The following is an 18,170-nucleotide window of genomic DNA, read 5'->3' as shown; positions in this document are numbered from 1 at the left end:
GGAACGGTTGCTCACCATGCCGACCGGTCGGTATGGTGAACGAGCAACCCGCATCCCAGCGACCATCGGAGCCGTCGTGACAGAGGTTCTCGCCCCGGCCCGCATGGACCGGGCCCGACTCCGGGCCGCCGTACGCGCCGGCAACGTCCCCACCCTGCTGATGGTGCTGCACCAGCTCACCGGCGACCGGTGCTGGCTGCGTCCGCCGTACGCCCCTTGCCGCAACCGCGGGCTCGGCGCCAACGACTCCGGTGGGCTGCCCGAGGAGCGGCGCGAGGAGATCCTCGATGCCGTGACCGACGCCGTGTCGGCCTGGTACGGGGGCGTGCCAGCGGCCCTGCCCGATCCCTCCCCCGAGCTGCTGACCGAGATGTTCGGAGTGGCGATGGGTGAGGACGTGCCCGCCGAGTACGGCCGGCTCGCCGCCGCCGAGCTCGGCGCCCCGGACCGGCCGCCACGGCCGCGGGTGGCGCCGGGCACCGGCCAGTCGGTGCTCATCGTCGGGGCCGGTGTGTCCGGGTTGACGCTGGCGGTCCAGCTCCGCGAGGCCGGCGTGCAGCACCTGCTGGTCGAGCGCAACACCGACGTCGGCGGCACCTGGCTGACCAACTCCTACCCCGGCTGCGGCGTGGACACCCCCAGCCACCTCTACTCGCTGTCGTTCTTCCCCCGGGCGTGGTCGGGGCACTTCGGCAAGCGCGACGAGCTGGCCGGCTACCTGGCCGACCTCGCCGACCACTACGACCTGCGCGAGGACATCCTGTTCGGCACCGAGGCGCTCGACGCGAGCTACGACGAGACCGCCCAGCGCTGGACGGTGCGGGTCCGTGATCGCACAGGCGCGCAGCGCGAGCTCACCGCGGACGTTCTCGTCACCGCGGCCGGACTGTTCGGCCGGCCCACCGTTCCCGACCTGCCCGGACTCGACGATTTCCGCGGAACCGTGGTGCACTCGACCTCCTGGCCCGCCGACCTCGACGTGACCGGCCAGCGGGTGGCCGTGGTCGGCACCGGCGCCAGCGCGATGCAGACCGTCCCGGCGATCGTCGACCGCACCGCCGCGCTGACGGTCTTCCAGCGCTCACCGCAATGGGCCGCCCCCGCCGAGGGATACTTCGACCCGATCGACGCCGACGCGCAGTGGCTGTTCGACAGCGTGCCGTTCTACCGCGCCTGGTACCGGCTGCGCCTGGCCTGGACCTGGAACGACCGGGTGCACGCCTCGTTGCAGATCGATCCGGAGTGGCCGCACCCCGAGCGCTCGCTCAACGCCGTCAACGACGGGCACCGCGAATACTTCACCCGCTACATCCGCTCGGAGCTCACCGGCCGCCCGGACCTGCAGGCCAAGGCCGTCCCCGGCTACCCGCCCTACGGCAAGCGGATGCTGTTGGACAACGGCTGGTACCGGGCGCTGACCCGCCCGCACGTCGACCTCGTCACCGAGCCGGTCACCGGCTTCACCGCGGATGCGGTGCGCGACGCCACCGGCGCGCTGCACCCGGCGGACCTGGTGGTGCTGTGCACCGGGTTCGAGGTGAACCGGTTCGTCGCGCCGCTGCAGGTCCGCGGGCGCGGCGGGGTGGACCTGCGGGAGCAGTGGGGCGACGACGACGCCACCGCCTACCTGGGCATCACGGTGCCCCGCTTCCCGAACCTGTTCCTGATGTACGGACCCAACGTCAACCCGGGGGCGGGCGGCAGCTACATGTTCATCGCCGAGTGCCAGGCCCGCTACATCGGCGACGCCCTGCGGCAGCTGCGCGAGCGCGGGCTCGGTGCGCTGGAGTGCCGCGCCGAGGTGCACGACGACTACGTGGCGCGGGTGGATGCGGCGCACGACCGGATGGTGTGGTCGCACCCCGGGATGAGCACCTACTACCGCAACTCCGCAGGGCGCGTGGTCACGAACACGCCGTGGCGTGTCATCGACTACTGGGACATGACCCGCACCGCCGACCTGGCCGACTTCGACGTCGAACCGGCTCGCTCCACCGAGGAGAACCGATGAAGGGCTTCCCCTACCCCACTCCCCCCGCAGGCTGGTTCCAGGTCGGGTGGGCCGACGACCTGCAGCCCGGCAGCGTCCGCCGGATGCGCTACTTCGGCCAGGACCTCGTGCTGTTCCGCGGCGCCGACGGCGCCTACCGCACGGTCGAGGCCTACTGCGGGCACCTCGGTGCCGACCTCGGCGCCGGCGGCACCGTCCGCGGCGACGACATCGTGTGCCCGTTCCACGGCTGGGCGTGGGACGGGGAGGGCCGCAACGTCGACATCCCCTACAGCGCCCGCCCGGTGAAGACCTGCCTGCGCAGCTACCCGACCCGGACCGCCAACGGCGTGGTGCTGGTGTGGCACCACCCCGACGGCGCGCCACCGTCCTGGGAGCCCCCGACGCTGCCCGAGTTCGAGCACCCCGACTACCTGCCGGCCCAGCCGCACGCGGTCAAGCTCTGGGCGGACGTGACGTTCCAGCCGCAGGTCGTCGCGGAGAACACCGTCGACCCCATGCACTTTCACTACGTGCACCGGGCACCGAGATCCACGGCGATCGAGAAGTTCGAGACCGAGGGCACGTACGCCTACATCCTGCACGAGTACCCCTACGGCCGGGAGGGCGCCGAGCTGACGCCCGGTGGCACCATCGCCGGCCGCCTGGAGATCGAGGTGTGGGGAGTCGGGCTGATCTGCTTCCGGATGATGGACTACGTCGAGGCCGCCCAGTTCGTCTGCTCCACCCCGATCGACGCCGAGACCTCCGATGTCTTCTTCTCGATGTGGCAGAAGCGCCGTCCCGACGCCGTGCCCGGTTCCCCACCCGACCACCGGGAGCAGCGCGTGTTCGAGGAGCAGATCCGCCAGACCGAGATGGACTTCCCGATCTGGTCCAACATGCGCTACACGCTGCGGGCGCCGATCGTGCGCGAGGAGTCGCCCACCTATCAGAACTTCCGCAAGTGGTCCCGCCAGTTCTACGTGCCCGCCGAGGTCGAGGCGGCCCAGGAGCCGGCCCGGGAGGTGGCGCTGTGAGCACCACCTACGACGCCGAGCTCGCCACCAACCTCATCCAGCGCGCGTGCGTGGGCGACATGCTCACCCGCACGACGGCCCGGTTCCCGGACCGGCCGGCGCTGGTCGACGGCGACGTCCGCTTCGGCTTCCGCGCGCTCAACGACGCGGTGAACCAGGTGGCGCGCTCGCTGCTGGCCTCGGGGCTGCGGCGCGGCGATGTGGTCGGGGTGGTGTCGCGCAACCACTGGGTCATCCCGGTCACCTACCTCGCCGCGGCCAAGGCCGGGCTGGTCTACCTGCCGCTCAACGTCGCGCTGACCACCGACGAGATGCGCTTCATGCTCGACGAGGCCGAGGCCGCCGTACTCGTGGCCGAGGAGGCGTTCGCCGACCACACCCGGGCGCTGCTGGACGCGCTGCCCGGGCTGCGCGCGCTGTACGTCGTGGACGACGGGCCGCCGCACGACACCCGACCCGTCGGCGGAGCCACCGGGCGGGTGGCCCCGTTCGCGGACCTGATGACCGGCTCGACCGACGAGGTGGAGGTGCTGGTCGAGAACGCTGACACCCTGCAGCTGCTCTACACCTCCGGCACCACCGACCGCCCCAAGGGCGTGGCCACGAGCCACCTCGCAGTGCTGATCAGCGGGCTCTCCACGGCGCTGGCGATGCACCTGGAGCACACCGACGTGACGCTGTCGGTGATGCCGCTGTTCCACACCGGCCAGCTCAACGCGATGTGGTTGCCCCACCTCTTCGCGGGCGCCTGCACCGTCATCTCGCGCACCTACGACCCGGACGCCGCGCTCGACGCCGTCGTGGCCCACCGCATCACCACGACCCTGATGACCGGCCCGATGTGGGTGGGCCTGCTCGACCAGCCCGGCATCGGCGACCGCGACCTGTCCACGGTGCGGCTGTGCGTGATCGGCGCGGCCAGCCTGTCGCCGGAGCGCGTCACGGTCCTCGCCTCCCGGTTCCCGAACGCGCAGTGCCGGCTGATCTCCGGCCAGACCGAGTTCACCCCGGTCAACGAGATCCAGCGCCCGGAGCACGCCCACACCAAGACCACGTCGTGGGGCGCACCGGCCGTGACGATGGGGATCGCGGCGATGGACGAGGAGGGCAACCTGCTGCCGGCGGGCGAGCTGGGCGAGCTGGTCTACCGCGGGCCCCAGGCGATGACGGGGTACTTCAAGAACCCCGAGGCGACCGCGGAGGCGTTCCGCCACGGCTGGTTCCACACCGGCGACCTCGGCTGGGTCGACGAGGAGAACGTGGTCTGGTTCGTCGACCGCCGCAAGGACATCATCAAGACCGGCGGGGAGAACGTCGCCTCGCTGGAAGTCGAGCTGGCGATCGCCGGGCACCCCGCGGTGGCCGAGTGCGCCGTCGTCGGGCTGCCGCACGAGCGCTGGACCGAGGCCGTCACGGCGTTCGTCCGGCGCAGCCCGCGCGCCACGGTGTCGGTCGAGGAGCTCCAGGCCCACTGCCGCGAGCGGCTCGCCGGGTTCAAGGTCCCCAAGGCGGTGGTGCTGCTCGACGAGCTGCCCCGCTCGTCGTCTGGGAAGATCCAGAAGTTCCACCTGCGCGTCGAGTACGCGCAGCTTTACGCCGGCGCGCCCGGCGTGGTCGCTCCGGCGTCGTCGGTGACGACCTCGTGAGCCGGCTGGCCGGCAAGGTGGCCGTCGTGACCGGCGGGGCCAGCGGTCTCGGGCTGGCCACCGTGTTGCGCTTCTGCGCCGAGGGGGCGCGGGTGGTGGCGGTGGACCTCAACGCCGAGAGCGGCAAGGCCATGTTGTCCGCGGCCGGCGACGCCGGGGTCGCGGACGCGGTCCGCTTCGTGGCGGCCGACGTCGCCGACGAGGACGACGTCGCCGCGGCGGTCGGCACCGCGGTGGCCGAGTTCGGCCGGCTCGACGTCATGTTCAACAACGCCGGCATCGGCGGAGCGTTCGGTCCGGTCACCGACATCGAGGTCGACGACTGGGACTACACCTTCGCGGTGCTGGTCCGCGGGGTGTTCCTGGGCACCAAGCACGCGGCCCGCGTCATGATCGACCAGGGTGACGGTGGATCGATCATCAACACCGCCTCGGTCGCCGGCCTCTCGGGCGGGGCCGGACCCCAGGCCTACTCGTCAGCCAAGGCCGCGGTGATCAACCTGAGCCGGTCGATCGCGGTCGAGCTGGCGGCGCACCGCATCCGGGTCAACGCGATCTGCCCGGGCGTGATCCTCACCCCACTGCTGCACCAGGGCCGGGAGGAGCAGATGCGCAAGCTGCTGCCCAGCGTCCAGCCGTGGCCCGACCACGGCCGCCCCGAGCACATCGCGGGCACCGCGCTGTTCCTGGCGAGCGCGGACTCGGAGTTCGTGACCGGGCAGGCGATCTCCGTCGACGGGGGCCTGACCGCCATCGGCCCGGACCTGGGCAACCGGCTGCAGACCCGGCCCGGCGACGCCGGCCTGGTCGGGGTCAACCGCGGCCAGACCGGCCTCCGGTCGCAGATCCGCCGGCGGGTCACCGACCCGGCCCCGGGATGAGCCCACAGCCCCCGGCGCCGGCGCTGGCTACCATCCCGCCCATGGCCACCGCATCCGCTCCCGGCACCCGCCCGGCGTCCTCGCGGGGCGGGGCGTTTGACGCCATCGTCGCCGCCGCCGTCGACTGCTTCTACGAGAAGGGCTACGAGGCGACGGGGGTGCAGGAGATCGTGGCGCGGGCCCGGGTGAGCAAGGGTTCCTTCTACCACCACTTCGCGGCGAAGGAGGACCTCCTGCTGCTGATACACGACGCCTTCATCGACACCCAGCTCGAGATGCTGCGATCAGCCGCCTCGGCCGGCCGCGCGCCGCGCGAGACCCTCGCCCAGCTGATCGAGGAGAACCTCGTCGGCGCCGAGCGGTTCCAGCGCTACCAGACCATCTTCTTCGAGCAGCGCCGCTTCCTGTCCGAGGACCGGTTCATCGAGGTCAAGAAGAAGCGCGACGAGTACGAGCAGCAGGTGGTCACGATCCTGGAGGCCGGCATCGCCGACGGGTCGTTCCGCCCGGTGGCCTCGGCCCGGGTGCTGGCCTTCGGCATCATCGGCATGTCGGCCTGGGCCTACCAGTGGTACCGCCCCGGCCCGATGGCCGCCCGCGACATCGGACGCATGTACGCCGACGTCGTCCTCGACGGGCTGAACCAGCCCCATCAACCGCAGAGGTGAGCCGTGCCCGGATCGAGCCGCACCGACGTCGACGTCGTGATCGTGGGAGCCGGTTTCGCCGGCCTCTACATGCTCCACCGGGTCCGGGACGTGCTCGGCCTGCGGGCCGTCGTGATCGAGGCCGCCGACGGGGTCGGCGGCACCTGGTACCTCAACCGGTACCCGGGGGCGCGCTGCGACTCCGAGAGCTACGTGTACTGCTACTCGTTCTCCGAGGAGCTGCTGCAGGAGTGGGAGTGGAGCGGAAAGTACCCGCGCCAGCCAGAGATCCTCGCCTACCTCCGGCACGTCGCGGAGCGGTTCGAGCTGCTGCGCGACATCCGGCTCGGCACCCGCGTCGAGGCTGCGCGGTACCAGGACTCCGACGGCACCTGGCGGGTGGAGACGAGCGCCGGTGACGTCGTCACCTCCCGGTTCCTCGTCACGGGGGTGGGCCTGCTCGCCGCCGCCCCCTACACACCCGACATCCCGGGCCTCGACACGTTCACCGGCGAGTGCCACCACACCGGACGCTGGCCGCACGAGCCCGTGGACTTCGCGGGCAGGCGGGTGGGGGTGATCGGCACCGGGTCCACCGGCGTGCAGGCCATCCCGGTGATCGCCGAGCAGGCCGCACACCTGCACGTCTTCCAGCGCACCCCGCAGTTCGCCGTGCCCGCGCGCCACCACACCGTCGACCGTGCGGTGCTGGCCGGGATCAGGGCCGACTACGACGCGATCTGGGCGAAGGCCAAGTGGTCGCTCAGCGGCTTCCCATGGCAGCACAACGGCCGCTCGGCGCTGGCCGCCACCCCCGAGGAGGTCCGGCGGACGTTCGAGGAGCTGTGGGAGCAGGGCGGGTTCCGGTTCGTGTTCGGCTCCTACCGCGACCTGCTCACCGACATCCGGGCCAACGACCTCGCCGCGGACTTCGTCCGGGACAAGATCCGCGAGACCGTCACCGACCCGGACACCGCCGCGAAACTGATGCCGTTCGACCACCCGTTCGGCGGCCGGCGGCCCATCATCGACACCCACTACTTCGAGACCTACAACCACGACGACGTGACGCTCGTCGACCTGCGGGAGTCGCCGATCAAGGAGGTCACGCCGCAGGGCATCCGGACCACGACCGAGGACATCGACCTCGACGCAATCGTGCTGGCCACCGGGTTCGACGCCGTGACGGGACCGTTCACGAGGATCGACATCACCGGACGCGACGGCGTCGCGCTGCGGCGCGAGTGGGCCGACGGGCCCAGCACCTACCTCGGGCTGGCGGTGGCCGGGTTCCCCAACATGTTCATGGTCACCGGCCCGGGCGCGACCTTCGGCAACCTGCCGGTGTCCATCGAGCACCACGTCGAGTGGATCGCCTCCTGCATCGAGGACACGCTGCGCAACGGCCTGGACGTCGTGGAGGCCAGGCCCGAGGCGCAGCAGGACTGGGCCGAGCACGTGCGGGAGCAGGCCGACCGCATCGTCACGGGGCCGTCGGGGTCCTGGTACGACGGGGCGAACATCCCCGGCAAGGCGCGCAGCCCGCTGTTCTTCTTCGGCAGCTTCGGGCTCTACCGGCAGCGGTGCGAGGATGTGGCCACCCGCGGCTACGCCGGGTTCGAGCGACGTGCGCTGGTCTGATCGGGCGATTGTGGCCACCCGCCACTCGCACTACGGTCCGGCCGGGCTCGGGACGACGCGAGCTCGGCGGACCTCGACGAGGAGGATCGGTGACGGGTCTCCACCCCTCCGAGCGCGGCACAGCCGGCACCCTGCAGGTGCACCGCACCCCCGACGCCGTCTCCGCGGCCGTGCGGGCGCTGCGGGCCGACGGCCGGGCCGTCGCGTTCGTGCCGACCATGGGCGCGCTGCACGCAGGCCACCGGGCGCTGGTCCGGCATGCCCGCGATGCCGACCCGTCGGCCGCGACGGTCGTGTCGATCTTCGTCAACCCGCTGCAGTTCGGGGCCGGCGAGGATCTCGACCGCTACCCCCGGCCGCTGGAGGCCGATCTCGCGGCGTGCCGGGAGGAGGGCGTCGAGCTGGTGTTCCTCCCCGGGGTGAGGGACATGTACCCCGAGGGCGCCGATACCACCGTCGTCCCGGGGGCGCTGGGCTCGGAGCTGGAGGGGGCGGTCCGGCCGGGCCACTTCGCCGGCGTGCTCACGGTGGTCGCGAAGCTGTTCCACATCGTCGCCCCGGACGTGGCCTACTTCGGCGAGAAGGACTACCAGCAGCTGGCCCTGATCACGCGGATGGCGCGCGACCTCGACTTCCCGCTGACGGTGGCGGCCGTCCCGACCGTCCGCGAGCCGGACGGGCTGGCGCTGTCCAGCCGGAACGTGTACCTCTCCGCGCCCGACCGGGCACGCGCCACGACGTTGTACCGGGCATTGTCGGCCGGTGCCGCTGCGGCGGCCGGTGGCCCGGGCGCCGTGCTCGGCGCCGCGCGCGCGGTGCTGGCGGGCGACCCCGCGCTGGAGGTGGACTACCTCGAGCTCCGCGACGCGGCGCTCGGCGCCGATCCGGGGCCCGGCCCGGCGCGGCTGCTCGTCGCAGCGCGCCTGGGCTCGACCCATCTCATCGACAACATCGCCGTCCAGCTGTAGGAGGGCGACCCGCCGGTTCAGCTCATCGTCAGCCCGCCGCTGGCCGACAGCGTCTGGCCGGTGATGTAGCCGGCCGCCTGCGAGGCCAGGAACACCACGGCGGGCGCGACGTCGTCGGGCGTGCCCACCCGACGCATCGGGACGGCCTTGGTCATCGCCGCGATGATGCTCCCGGACCGTTCGCCGGAGGTGATCTGGCGCAGCAGCGGGGTGTCGGTCGGGCCGGGGCAGACGGTGTTGGCGGTGATGCCGTGCTTCGCGAACTCGCGGGCGATGGTCTTGGTGAACCCGATCACGCCGCTCTTGGCCCCGGAGTACACCGACTCCAGCGAGGAACCGACCCGTCCCGCGTCCGAGGAGATGTTGACGATCCGGCCGTAGTGCGCCTCGACCATGGCCGGAAGCGTCGCCCGCAGCACCCGGATCGGCCCGTTGAGGTTGATCTCCAGCACCTTGTGCGTGAAGTCCTCGTCGGTGTCCAGGAACGGCTTGAGCTCGTCCCAGCCCGCCACGTTGACCACGATGGTGGGGGCGCCCAGCTTCTCGGTGGTCTCCGCGACGGCCGCCGCGACCGAGTCGGGGTCGGTGACGTCGAGGGGGACACCGATCCCGTCGATGTCGGCGGCGACCTTCTCGGCCGCCTCGCGCGACAGGTCGGCGACGGCGACGGCGTGCCCGGCCGCCGCGAGCTGGCGGCAGATGGCGGTGCCGATCCCCCCTGCCCCCCCGGTCACGAAAGCGACCCGGCGTGCGCCGTTCTCCGCGGACTGTCCGTCTGCACCGGTCATGTCGTCTCCTCAGCGTCGGTGGTGGGGCCGGTCGGTGGTGGACTTTGCCCCCACCTCATACATACGATCCTCGTAATCATCATACCCGACACGGAAGGCGCTGGATCATGACCGGATCGGTCGTCGAATACTCGGACATCCTTTACGAGGTCAAGGACGCCGTCGCGCGGGTGACGATCAACCGGCCCGACAAGCTCAATGCTTTCACGCCGCACACGGTCAAGGAACTCGCCCACGCCGTCTGGCGGGCCGGAGCCGACGGCGAGGTCGGGGTGATCGTGCTGACCGGTGCGGGCGAGCGCGCGTTCTCCGCCGGCGGCGATGTCAGCGTCGAGAACGAGGACACCTTCCGCGCGGGCGACGACTCGTTCGACACCCTGATGAAGAACCTCTACCGGGCCTTCCGCGAGTGCCTCAAGCCGGTGATCGCACGCGTCGACGGCTACGCCATCGGGGGCGGGCACCACATGGCCTACGTCACCGACTTCACCATCGCCTCGGACCGCTCGGTGTTCGGGCAGAACGGCCCGCGGGTGGCCAGCCCGGCCGAGGGCTGGCTGGTCAGCCACCTCTGGACCGTCGTCGGCATGAAGCGGGCCAAGGAGATCTGGATGCTCTGCCGCCGCTACACCGCCCGGCAGGCGCTGGACTGGGGGCTGGTCAACGCCGTCGTGCCGGCCGCGGAGCTGGACGCGGAGGTGGCCCGCTGGTGCGACGACCTGCTCGCGCTCAGCCCGACGGTGCTCAAGCTGGTGAAGAAGTCGTTCGACGACTCCACCGCGCACATCCGCGAGGAGCAGGAGCGGTTCACCATCCTCAACCAGGTCAACCCCGGGTTCTTCGCCTCCGGCGAGCAGACGGAGGGCTCGCAGGCGTTCATGGACAAGCGCAAGCCCGACTTCTCCCCATGGCGCTGAGGGCCTCCGCGGTGGCCGGCGCGGCGCGCGGGATCCGGCTCCCCGACGCCGGCCTGCCCGCCGCCGCGGAGGCACTGCGCACCGAGGTCCGGGAATTCCTCGAGACCGAACGGCGACGCGGCGCGATCCAGGCCACCAGCGACGCCTGGCTGGCCGGGTTCGACCCCGAGTTCTCCACCCGCCTCGGCGACCATGGCTGGCTGGGCATGACGTGGCCGAAGCGCTACGGCGGCCACGACCAGCCGGCGCTGCACCGGTTCGTCGTGATCGAGGAGCTGCTCGCCGCGGGAGCTCCGGTGGTGGCCCACTGGGTCACCGACCGGCAGAGCGGCCCCGCCCTGCTGCGCTACGGCACCGAGCAGCAGCGGAAACGGATGCTGCCGGCGATGGCCCGCGGGCGCTCGTACTTCGCGATCGGGATGAGCGAGCCCGACAGCGGCTCCGACCTCGCCTCGGTGCGGACCACGGCCCGGCGTGACGGGGCCGGCTGGCGGCTGTCCGGCACCAAGGTCTGGACCAGCCAGGCCCACCGCTGCGACTACATGATCGCGCTGTGCCGCACCTCGCCGTCGACCGACGGCGGCCGGCACGACGGGCTGAGCCAGTTCATCGTCGACCTGCACGCGCCCGGCCTGACCGTCTCCCCCATCCGGCTGCTCGACGGGGAGCACCACTTCAACCAGGTCGTCCTCGACGACGTGTACGTCGGCGACGACATGGTGCTCGGCGAGATCGGCGCGGGCTGGATCCAGGTGACCTCGGAGCTCGCCTTCGAACGCAGCGGGCCCGAACGGTTCCTGTCCACGCTGCCGCTGCTCGTCGCCCTCGTCCGGGTCGCCGACCCCGGCGACCCGCGGCAAGCAGCGGCGATCGGGCAGCTGGTCGCCCAGCTCTGGGCAGTGCGGCGGCTGTCGGTCCAGATCGCCGCGGCGCTGGACCGCGGCGAGACACCCGACGTCGCGGCCGCGCTGGTCAAGGACCTCGGCACGACGCTGGAGAACGAGATCATCGACGTCGTCCGGTCCGTCGCGCCGGTGGAGCCGAGCACCACGGCGGCCGACCCGCTCGCCCGCGAGCTGGCCCGTGCCGTGCTGCACGCCCCGGGTTTCACCCTCAGGGGCGGCACCAACGAGGTGCTGCGCGGGATCGTGGCACGCGGACTGGGGTTGCGATGACGACGTACGAACCGCTCGAACAGGTCGTCACGGCCATCATGGCCGACCACTGCCCGCCGGAGGTGGTGGCTGCGGCCGAGGGCTCCTGGAGCCCGCAGGTGTGGGACCGGCTGGCCGGCGCCGACCTGACCGCCGTCGGCGTGCCCGAGGTGGCCGGCGGGTCCGGCGGGGACCTCGCCGACGCCGCGATCGTGCTCCGCGTGGTCGCCGCGCACGCGGGGCCGGTCCCGCTGGGCGAGACGTTGTTCCCGGCCGCGGCCGGGTGCGTGGCGGCAGGATTCGCGATGCCGGCGGGACCGGTCACGGTCGCGTGCGGCCCCGGTCTGTCGGTCACCAGGACCGGCGGGAATGTGGTGCTCGACGGCACCGCGCCCAGGGTGGCCTGGGCGCGGGTCGCCGAGCGCGTGCTGGTGGTCGGCGGCAGCCCGGACGGTCCGGAGCTGGCCGCGCTCGTCGACCCGGCCCGGCTGACCCTCGCCAACGGCGACAACCTGGCGGGTGAGCCGCGCGACGACCTCGTCGTCGCGGGCCTGCGGCTGCCCGCGGGTGCGGTCGCGACGGTGCCGCGGGGCACCGCGGCACATCTGTACCGGCTCGGTGCGCTGGCGCGGTCGGTGCAGATCGCCGGGGCGGTGGGCGCGGTGCTGGACCTGACTGTGCGCTACGCGGGTGAGCGCGAGCAGTTCGGCCGCCCGATCGGCCGCTTCCAGGCTGTGGCCCACCAGGTGGCGACGCTGGCCGGGCTGGCCGCGGTGGCAGGCGCGGCGGCCGACGCGGCGGTGGCCTCCGCCGTCCGCGACAGTGGCGCCGGCCCGGCCTCGACGAGCGACGTCGCGCTGGCCGTGGCCGCCGCCAAGGCCCGCACCAGCGCGGCCGCCGGCCCCGCGGCCCGGATCGCCCACCAGGTCCACGGCGCCATCGGTTTCACCCAGGAGCACCGCCTGCACCACCTGACCCGGCGGCTGTGGTCGTGGCGCGAGGAGTACGGCGCCGAGCAGCACTGGGCCGCCGAGCTGGGTCGCGCGGTCATCACCGCCGGAGCCGACGAGCTCTGGCCGACGATCACCAGGATCTGACGTGGACCTGACCTACTCCACCGCCGAGCAGAGCTTCCGCGGGCGGGCCCGGCAGTGGCTCGCCGAGCACGTGCCGGGCGAGCCGCTGCCGCCCCCCTACACCGCCGAGGGGGTGGCGGCCCACCGCGCGTGGGAACGGCAGCTGCACGACGCCGGCTACACCGCGCTGCACTGGCCGCGCGAGCACGGCGGCGGAGGCGCCGGACTGATCGAGCAGGCACTGTTCGGGGAGGAGTACGTGCGCGCGGGCGCCCCAGTCCGGCTCAACCGCCTGGCCCTGGGCATGGCGGGCCCCACGGTGATGGCCTTCGGCACACCCGAACAGCGCGGGCGGTGGCTGCCCGGGATGCTCAGCTGCGAGCAGCTGTGGTGCCAGGGCTTCTCCGAGCCCGACGCCGGCAGCGACCTGGCCGCCGTGCGCACCCGCGCCGAGCTCGACGGCGACGAGCTGGTGATCACCGGCCAGAAGATCTGGACGTCGCTGTCGGCCTTCGCGCAGTGGATGTTCGCGATCGTCCGCACCGACCCGGCGCTGCGCCGCCACCGCGGGCTGACCTTCGTCATGGTTCCGATGGACTCCCCCGGCATCGAGCTGCGCCCGATCCGCCAACTGCACGGCGAGCCCGGCTTCGCCGAGGTGTTCCTCACCGACGTGCGGGTGCCCGTCGCGAACGTCGTCGGCGAGATCGGCGAGGGCTGGTCGGTGGCGATGGCGACCCTCGGCTTCGAGCGCGGCACCGGACTCGGCGACCACGCACGCTTCGCCCGCGACATCGACGACCTCGTGGAGCTCGCCCGCCGCGCCGGGATGGCCGACGACCCCGTCGTGCGCGACGAGGTGGCGGCCCGCCACGTCGAGGTCCAGCAGTACCGCCGCCACATGCAGCACGTCACCACCCGGCTCGCCGCAGGCGGCTCGATCGGACCGGAGGCGAGCATGGGCAAGCTCTACTGGTCGGAGATGGAGGCGCGCATCTTCGAGACCGCGCTGAACATCCTCGGCCCGCTGGCCGAGCTGACCCCGGACGCGCCCCTCAACCTGGCCGCACCCGAGCTGCACCGGCGCTACTGGCACGCCCGGGCGTCGCGGATCTTCGCCGGCACCAGCGAGGTGCAGCGCAACATCGTCGCCGAGCGCGTGCTCGGCCTGCCTCGGGAGCCCCGGTGGACCTCGACCTGACCCCCGACCAGCGCGCACTGGCCGACGGCGCCCGCACGTTCCTGGCCGCGGAGTGCCCGCCGTCCCGGGTACGTGCGGCGTGGGAGGACGGGGCCGCCGGTCCGGACCGGCGACTGTGGGCCCAGCTTGCCGAGGTCGGCTTCCTGGGAGCCGTCGTGCCCGAGAAGTTCGGCGGCCTCGGCTACCGCGACCTCGAGCTCGCCTTGCTGCTGGAGGAAGCCGGGCGGGTCGCGCTCCCGGTGCCGCTCGCCGAGACCGCGCTGGCCGCGCTGGTCCTCGCCGAGCACGGCTCCGACGCGCAGCGCGAGCGTTGGCTGCCCGCCATCGCCGCCGGCGACGCGGTGGCGACGGTGGCGCTGCCCGGACGACCGCTCGTGGCATCGGCCCAGGACGCCGACGTACTGCTCGTCGCGGCCGCAGACGGGATGCACGCGGTCGAGCCCGGGCGCTGCGAGATCGTCGCCCAGCCGGCGTTCGACCGGTCCCGCCGGCTGGCATCGGTGCGGGCCGACACCGGGCCCGAGACCCTGCTGCCGGGCTCGGCCGGCGCCGCGGTCCGGCTCGCCGACCGGGCGGCCGTGGCGACCGCGGCGACCCTGCTCGGCATCGGCGCACACCTGGTCGCGGTCACCGTCGGCTACGTGGGGCAGCGCCACCAGTTCGGCCGCCCGGTCGGGTCGTTCCAGGCGGTCAAGCACCGGCTGGCCGACGCCCACCTCGCGGTCGAGATGGCCCGCCCCGCGGTGTGGGTGGCCGCGCACCTGGTGGCCGTTGGCGACCCGGACGCGGCCGGGGCGGCCGCCGTGGCCGCGGTGGCCGCCACGGAGGCGCAACGGCTGGCCAACGAGCACGCCCTGCAGTGCCACGGCGGCATCGGGTTCACCTGGGAGCACGACCTGCACCTGTGGCTCAAGCGCGGCAAGGCCCTGGAGCTGGCGTGCGGCACCCCCGCCGCACACCGGGCCCGGCTGGCCGAGGCGCTGTTCGACGGAGCACCGGCACGAGGGGGAAACAGCACATGACCACGGAAGACACCAGCACCGGGGGCCGCGGCGGGCCGCTGGCCGGCATCCGCGTCCTCGATCTGTCCGCGCTCGCGCCCGGTCCGTTCGCCACCATGCTGCTCGGCGACCTCGGCGCCGACGTGATCACCGTCGAGGCGCCGACGTCGGCGCGGCCCGGCACCGTGCTGGGCGAGCTGCCGATGTACGGCGGCGCCCGCGCCCGCCGCGCCGGGACCAGCCCGCTGCACCGGTCCCGGCGGTCGGTCGTGCTCGACCTGAAGCAGCCCGCGGGACTCGGGGTCGCGCTGGCACTGGTCGCGACCGCGGACGTGTTCGTCGAGGGCTTCCGGCCGGGGGCCTGCGCCCGCCTCGGGCTCGGCTACGACACCCTCTCGGCAGCAGACCCGGGGTTGGTCTACTGCTCGCTGACCGGTTACGGCCAGGACGGGGAGCTCGCCCAGCAGGCGGGCCACGACCTCAACTACATCGCCGAGTCGGGCCTGCTCTCGGCGAGCACCCGCCCCGGCCAGCGCCCGGGCATCCCGCTCAATCTGGCCGCCGACTACGCCGCGGGCGGGCTGCTCGCGGCGTTCGGCATCCTCGCGGCCCTCACCGGGCGGGCCGCCACCGGCCGGGGCACGCACGTCGACGTGTCGATGTACGAGGGCCTGCTCGGACTGCTGCAGGTGGTCCCCGCGTGGACCGGCGCCGGGGCGCCGGACCCGTCGTGGGGCGGCGGGCTGCTGTCGGGCGCCGTGCCGTTCTACGACTGCTACCGCACCGCCGACGACCGGTGGCTGTCGGTCGGCGCGCTGGAGCCGAAGTTCTTCGCCAGCCTGTGCACCGCCCTGGACCGGCCCGACCTGGTGGCCGCCCACGCCGACCCGCAACGCTGGGACGAGGTGCGGGCCGCGTTCACCGACGCCTTCGCCGGAGCCCCGCTCGACACCTGGCTGGAGCGGCTCGCGAAGGTCGACACGGCGGTCGCGCCGGTACGGTCGCTGCCCGAGGCCTTCGCCACCGCGTACCGCCATGGCGTGCTGCCCGCACCCGACACGGTCGGGCCCATACCGCGGATGAGCGGCTGGGCGGTCGCGTCCGGGCCGGTCGTCACCCGCCCCGGCACACACACCCGGGAGGTCCTCGGCGAGATCGGCAGGACCGCCGAGGAGATCGACGAGCTGGTGGCGACCGGAGCGGTCGCCGACTGACGGAGGAGGAATCGGTGGAGGTTGAACTCGAGGTCGACGACGGCGTCGCCCTCATGACCCTGAACGCACCCGAACGACGCAACGCGCTGACCCCCCAGATGGCGCGCGAGATGGTCGACGCCCTGGAACGCGTCGACGCCGACGACGGCATCGGTGCACTGGTGATCCGCGGAGCGGACGGCCGGTTCTGCGCCGGGGCCCACACCGGCACGCTCGACGGTGCGGGCGCCGACCCGTCCGACGACGCGACCTACACCGGCCTCTCGGTGATCTACGAGTCGTTCACCCGGGTGGGCGCCGTCAAGGCCTTCACCATCGCCGCGGTCCGCGGGGCGGCCGTCGGCGCCGGGATGAACCTGGCGCTGGCCGCCGACATGCGGGTTGTCTCCCGCGACGCCCGGCTGCTGTCGGGGTTCCTGCGGATCGGGCTGCACCCCGGTGGCGGCCACTTCGTGCTGCTGTCGCGGCTCGCCGGTCGCGAGGCGGCCGCGGCGATGGCGCTGGCCGGAGCGGAGATCGACGGCGACCGCGCGGTGGCGCTCGGCCTGGCCTGGGAGGCGCACGGCGACGACGAGGTCGAGGCCAGGGCGATGGACTTCGCCCGCGGCATCGCGAAGGACCCGGCACTGGCCAGGGCGGCGGTGCGCAGCTTCCGGATGGAGACCGGCCCGCCCGGGGTCGGCTGGGACATGGCGGTACAGACCGAGCGGGCACCACAGATGTGGTCGATGCGCAGGCGCAGCGGAGGGCGACCATGACTACCACGACGGTGAACCGGACCTGGTCCAAGACCGGGATGGGCAAGCTCGAGCTGCGCGAGGCCCCCGTCCCAGAACCCGGGCCGGACGAGGCAGTGCTGCGCACCCGGCTCGCCACGGTCTGCGGCTCGGATCTGCATTTCCTGCACGAGTTCCCGATGCCCCGCGGCGTCGAGCACGTCGGGATGGGCCACGAGGCGGTCGGCAACGTTGCCGCGTTGGGCGACAACGTCCGCGGGTTCGCCGTCGGCGACCGCGTCGTCGCCTCCTGCGTCGTCGGCTGCGGCGAATGCGCCAACTGCCTGCGCGGGCAGCTGCAGACCTGTCTGACGCTGGGCAAGGTACCCGGCATGTCCAACGCGTTGGCCGGCTGCCAGGGCGACTACTTCGTCGTGCCACGCGCGACGATCAACATGGCGAAGGTCCCCGACACCCTCTCCGACGAGCGCGCCATCCTGGCCGGTGACGTGTTCTCCACGGGCTTCTCCGCCGTCGAGCGTGCGAACGTGGAGACCGGCGACACGGTCGCGGTCTTCGCCCAGGGCCCCGTCGGGCTCTGCGCCACCGCGGGCGCCCGCCTGCACGGAGCAGGGCTGGTGATCGCCGTCGAGGGGGTGCCGGAGCGCGCCGAGCTGGCGCTGAAGCTCGGCGCCAACGTCGTGGTCGAACCCGAAGGCGCCGTGGCGCGCATCCGGGAGCTCACCGGCAAGCGCGGCGTGGACGTCGCCATCGAGGCCCTCGGCCGTCAGGAGACCTTCGCCGCGGCACTGGAGGCCACCCGGCTCGACGGCACCGTCTCCAGCGTCGGGGTGTACGCCGCCCACCGCAGCCTCGACGTCCCGGTCGGGCTCGGGTTCTACCAGCGCCGGATCGTCACGAGCCTGTGCCCGGCGGGCAGCGACCGGCTGCGCCGGCTGTTCGCGCTGGCCGAGTACGGGCCGACCGACCTGTCGCAGCTGTTCACCCACCGGATGCCGCTCTCGCACACCGACGAGGCGTACGAGCTGTTCGCCGGCCGACGTGACGGCGTCGTGAAGATCGCACTGACTCCGGACGTGGAGGACGGATCGTGACCAGCACCATCCCCCGGGATCACCGCGGAGTCGACATCGCGCTTCGTGCAGGTTGACGAGCACCGCATCCACCTGCACGACACCGGCACCCGCACGGAGCGGGCCGCGACCCGACCCGTTACCCCGTTACCTTCTTTTGATCAGGCCCGGTGAGGGCTTGCAGGCCACCGGCCAC

16 protein-coding genes are annotated in these 18,170 nt (G+C 73.0%); 15 read left to right on the top strand and 1 reads right to left on the bottom strand.

Annotated elements, in window-relative coordinates; genetic code table 11:
- The first annotated feature begins 76 nt into the window (after positions 1–76).
- From BGP03_RS16085 to panC, 7 genes are all read left to right on the top strand, one after another.
- The gene (locus BGP03_RS16085) at positions 77–2,011 is read left to right on the top strand and encodes an NAD(P)/FAD-dependent oxidoreductase (RefSeq protein WP_296368653.1); all 1,935 of its coding nucleotides are present in this window, start codon (positions 77–79) and stop codon (positions 2,009–2,011) included.
- Positions 2,008–3,030 (top strand): Rieske 2Fe-2S domain-containing protein, encoded by a 1,023-nt coding sequence (locus tag BGP03_RS16080; protein WP_296368654.1) that lies wholly within the window; start codon positions 2,008–2,010, stop codon positions 3,028–3,030. The genes BGP03_RS16085 and BGP03_RS16080 overlap by 4 nt, the downstream gene beginning before the upstream one ends.
- Complete coding sequence (locus BGP03_RS16075; protein WP_296368657.1) at positions 3,027–4,676, top strand: AMP-binding protein; 1,650 nt, start codon at positions 3,027–3,029, stop codon at positions 4,674–4,676. Before BGP03_RS16080 ends, BGP03_RS16075 begins: the two co-directional genes overlap by 4 nt.
- Positions 4,673–5,557 carry an SDR family oxidoreductase gene (locus tag BGP03_RS16070; RefSeq protein ID WP_296368659.1) on the top strand — a complete coding sequence of 295 codons (885 nt, stop codon included), beginning with the start codon at positions 4,673–4,675 and terminating at the stop codon, positions 5,555–5,557. The genes BGP03_RS16075 and BGP03_RS16070 overlap by 4 nt, the downstream gene beginning before the upstream one ends.
- Positions 5,558–5,598: 41 nt before the next feature.
- Complete coding sequence (locus BGP03_RS16065) at positions 5,599–6,225, top strand: TetR/AcrR family transcriptional regulator (RefSeq protein ID WP_296368661.1); 627 nt, start codon at positions 5,599–5,601, stop codon at positions 6,223–6,225.
- Between the two features lie 3 nt (positions 6,226–6,228).
- Complete coding sequence (locus BGP03_RS16060) at positions 6,229–7,845, top strand: NAD(P)/FAD-dependent oxidoreductase (RefSeq protein WP_298800926.1); 1,617 nt, start codon at positions 6,229–6,231, stop codon at positions 7,843–7,845.
- Between the two features lie 89 nt (positions 7,846–7,934).
- Positions 7,935–8,813 (top strand): pantoate--beta-alanine ligase, encoded by an 879-nt coding sequence (panC, locus tag BGP03_RS16055; protein ID WP_296368665.1) that lies wholly within the window; start codon positions 7,935–7,937, stop codon positions 8,811–8,813.
- A gap of 17 nt (positions 8,814–8,830) precedes the next feature.
- Here panC and BGP03_RS16050 read toward each other — a convergent pair whose 3' ends face one another.
- The gene (locus BGP03_RS16050) at positions 8,831–9,601 is read right to left on the bottom strand and encodes an SDR family NAD(P)-dependent oxidoreductase (RefSeq protein ID WP_296368666.1); all 771 of its coding nucleotides are present in this window, start codon (positions 9,599–9,601) and stop codon (positions 8,831–8,833) included.
- Positions 9,602–9,708: 107 nt separating this feature from the next.
- On the opposite strand from BGP03_RS16050, the gene BGP03_RS16045 reads away from it, so the two are divergent.
- From BGP03_RS16045 to BGP03_RS16010, 8 genes are read left to right on the top strand one after another with little or no spacing between them, the layout of a single operon-like run.
- Positions 9,709–10,518, top strand: coding sequence for an enoyl-CoA hydratase-related protein (locus BGP03_RS16045; RefSeq protein WP_296368668.1), 810 nt, complete (start codon positions 9,709–9,711; stop codon positions 10,516–10,518).
- Complete coding sequence (locus BGP03_RS16040; protein ID WP_296368669.1) at positions 10,509–11,693, top strand: acyl-CoA dehydrogenase family protein; 1,185 nt, start codon at positions 10,509–10,511, stop codon at positions 11,691–11,693. The genes BGP03_RS16045 and BGP03_RS16040 overlap by 10 nt, the downstream gene beginning before the upstream one ends.
- Positions 11,690–12,769: an acyl-CoA dehydrogenase family protein gene (locus BGP03_RS16035; RefSeq protein WP_296368671.1), complete on the top strand. Its 1,080-nt coding sequence runs from the start codon at positions 11,690–11,692 to the stop codon at positions 12,767–12,769. The genes BGP03_RS16040 and BGP03_RS16035 overlap by 4 nt, the downstream gene beginning before the upstream one ends.
- A gap of 1 nt (position 12,770) precedes the next feature.
- Positions 12,771–13,949 carry an acyl-CoA dehydrogenase family protein gene (locus BGP03_RS16030; RefSeq protein WP_296368673.1) on the top strand — a complete coding sequence of 393 codons (1,179 nt, stop codon included), beginning with the start codon at positions 12,771–12,773 and terminating at the stop codon, positions 13,947–13,949.
- Positions 13,934–14,971, top strand: coding sequence for an acyl-CoA dehydrogenase family protein (locus BGP03_RS16025; RefSeq protein ID WP_296368674.1), 1,038 nt, complete (start codon positions 13,934–13,936; stop codon positions 14,969–14,971). The genes BGP03_RS16030 and BGP03_RS16025 overlap by 16 nt, the downstream gene beginning before the upstream one ends.
- Positions 14,968–16,164 carry a CaiB/BaiF CoA-transferase family protein gene (locus BGP03_RS16020; RefSeq protein ID WP_296368676.1) on the top strand — a complete coding sequence of 399 codons (1,197 nt, stop codon included), beginning with the start codon at positions 14,968–14,970 and terminating at the stop codon, positions 16,162–16,164. The genes BGP03_RS16025 and BGP03_RS16020 overlap by 4 nt, the downstream gene beginning before the upstream one ends.
- A 14-nt stretch (positions 16,165–16,178) precedes the next feature.
- Positions 16,179–16,922 carry an enoyl-CoA hydratase-related protein gene (locus tag BGP03_RS16015; protein WP_296368678.1) on the top strand — a complete coding sequence of 248 codons (744 nt, stop codon included), beginning with the start codon at positions 16,179–16,181 and terminating at the stop codon, positions 16,920–16,922.
- On the top strand, positions 16,919–17,995 hold the full coding sequence (locus tag BGP03_RS16010; RefSeq protein WP_296368680.1) for a zinc-binding dehydrogenase: 1,077 nt from the start codon (positions 16,919–16,921) through the stop codon (positions 17,993–17,995). Before BGP03_RS16015 ends, BGP03_RS16010 begins: the two co-directional genes overlap by 4 nt.
- Positions 17,996–18,170 lie beyond the last annotated feature (175 nt).

It is taken from the genome of Pseudonocardia sp. 73-21, assembly GCF_001899645.1.
Lineage (GTDB): Bacteria > Actinomycetota > Actinomycetes > Mycobacteriales > Pseudonocardiaceae > Pseudonocardia.
This window is presented reverse-complemented; position numbering and strand designations above follow the sequence as displayed.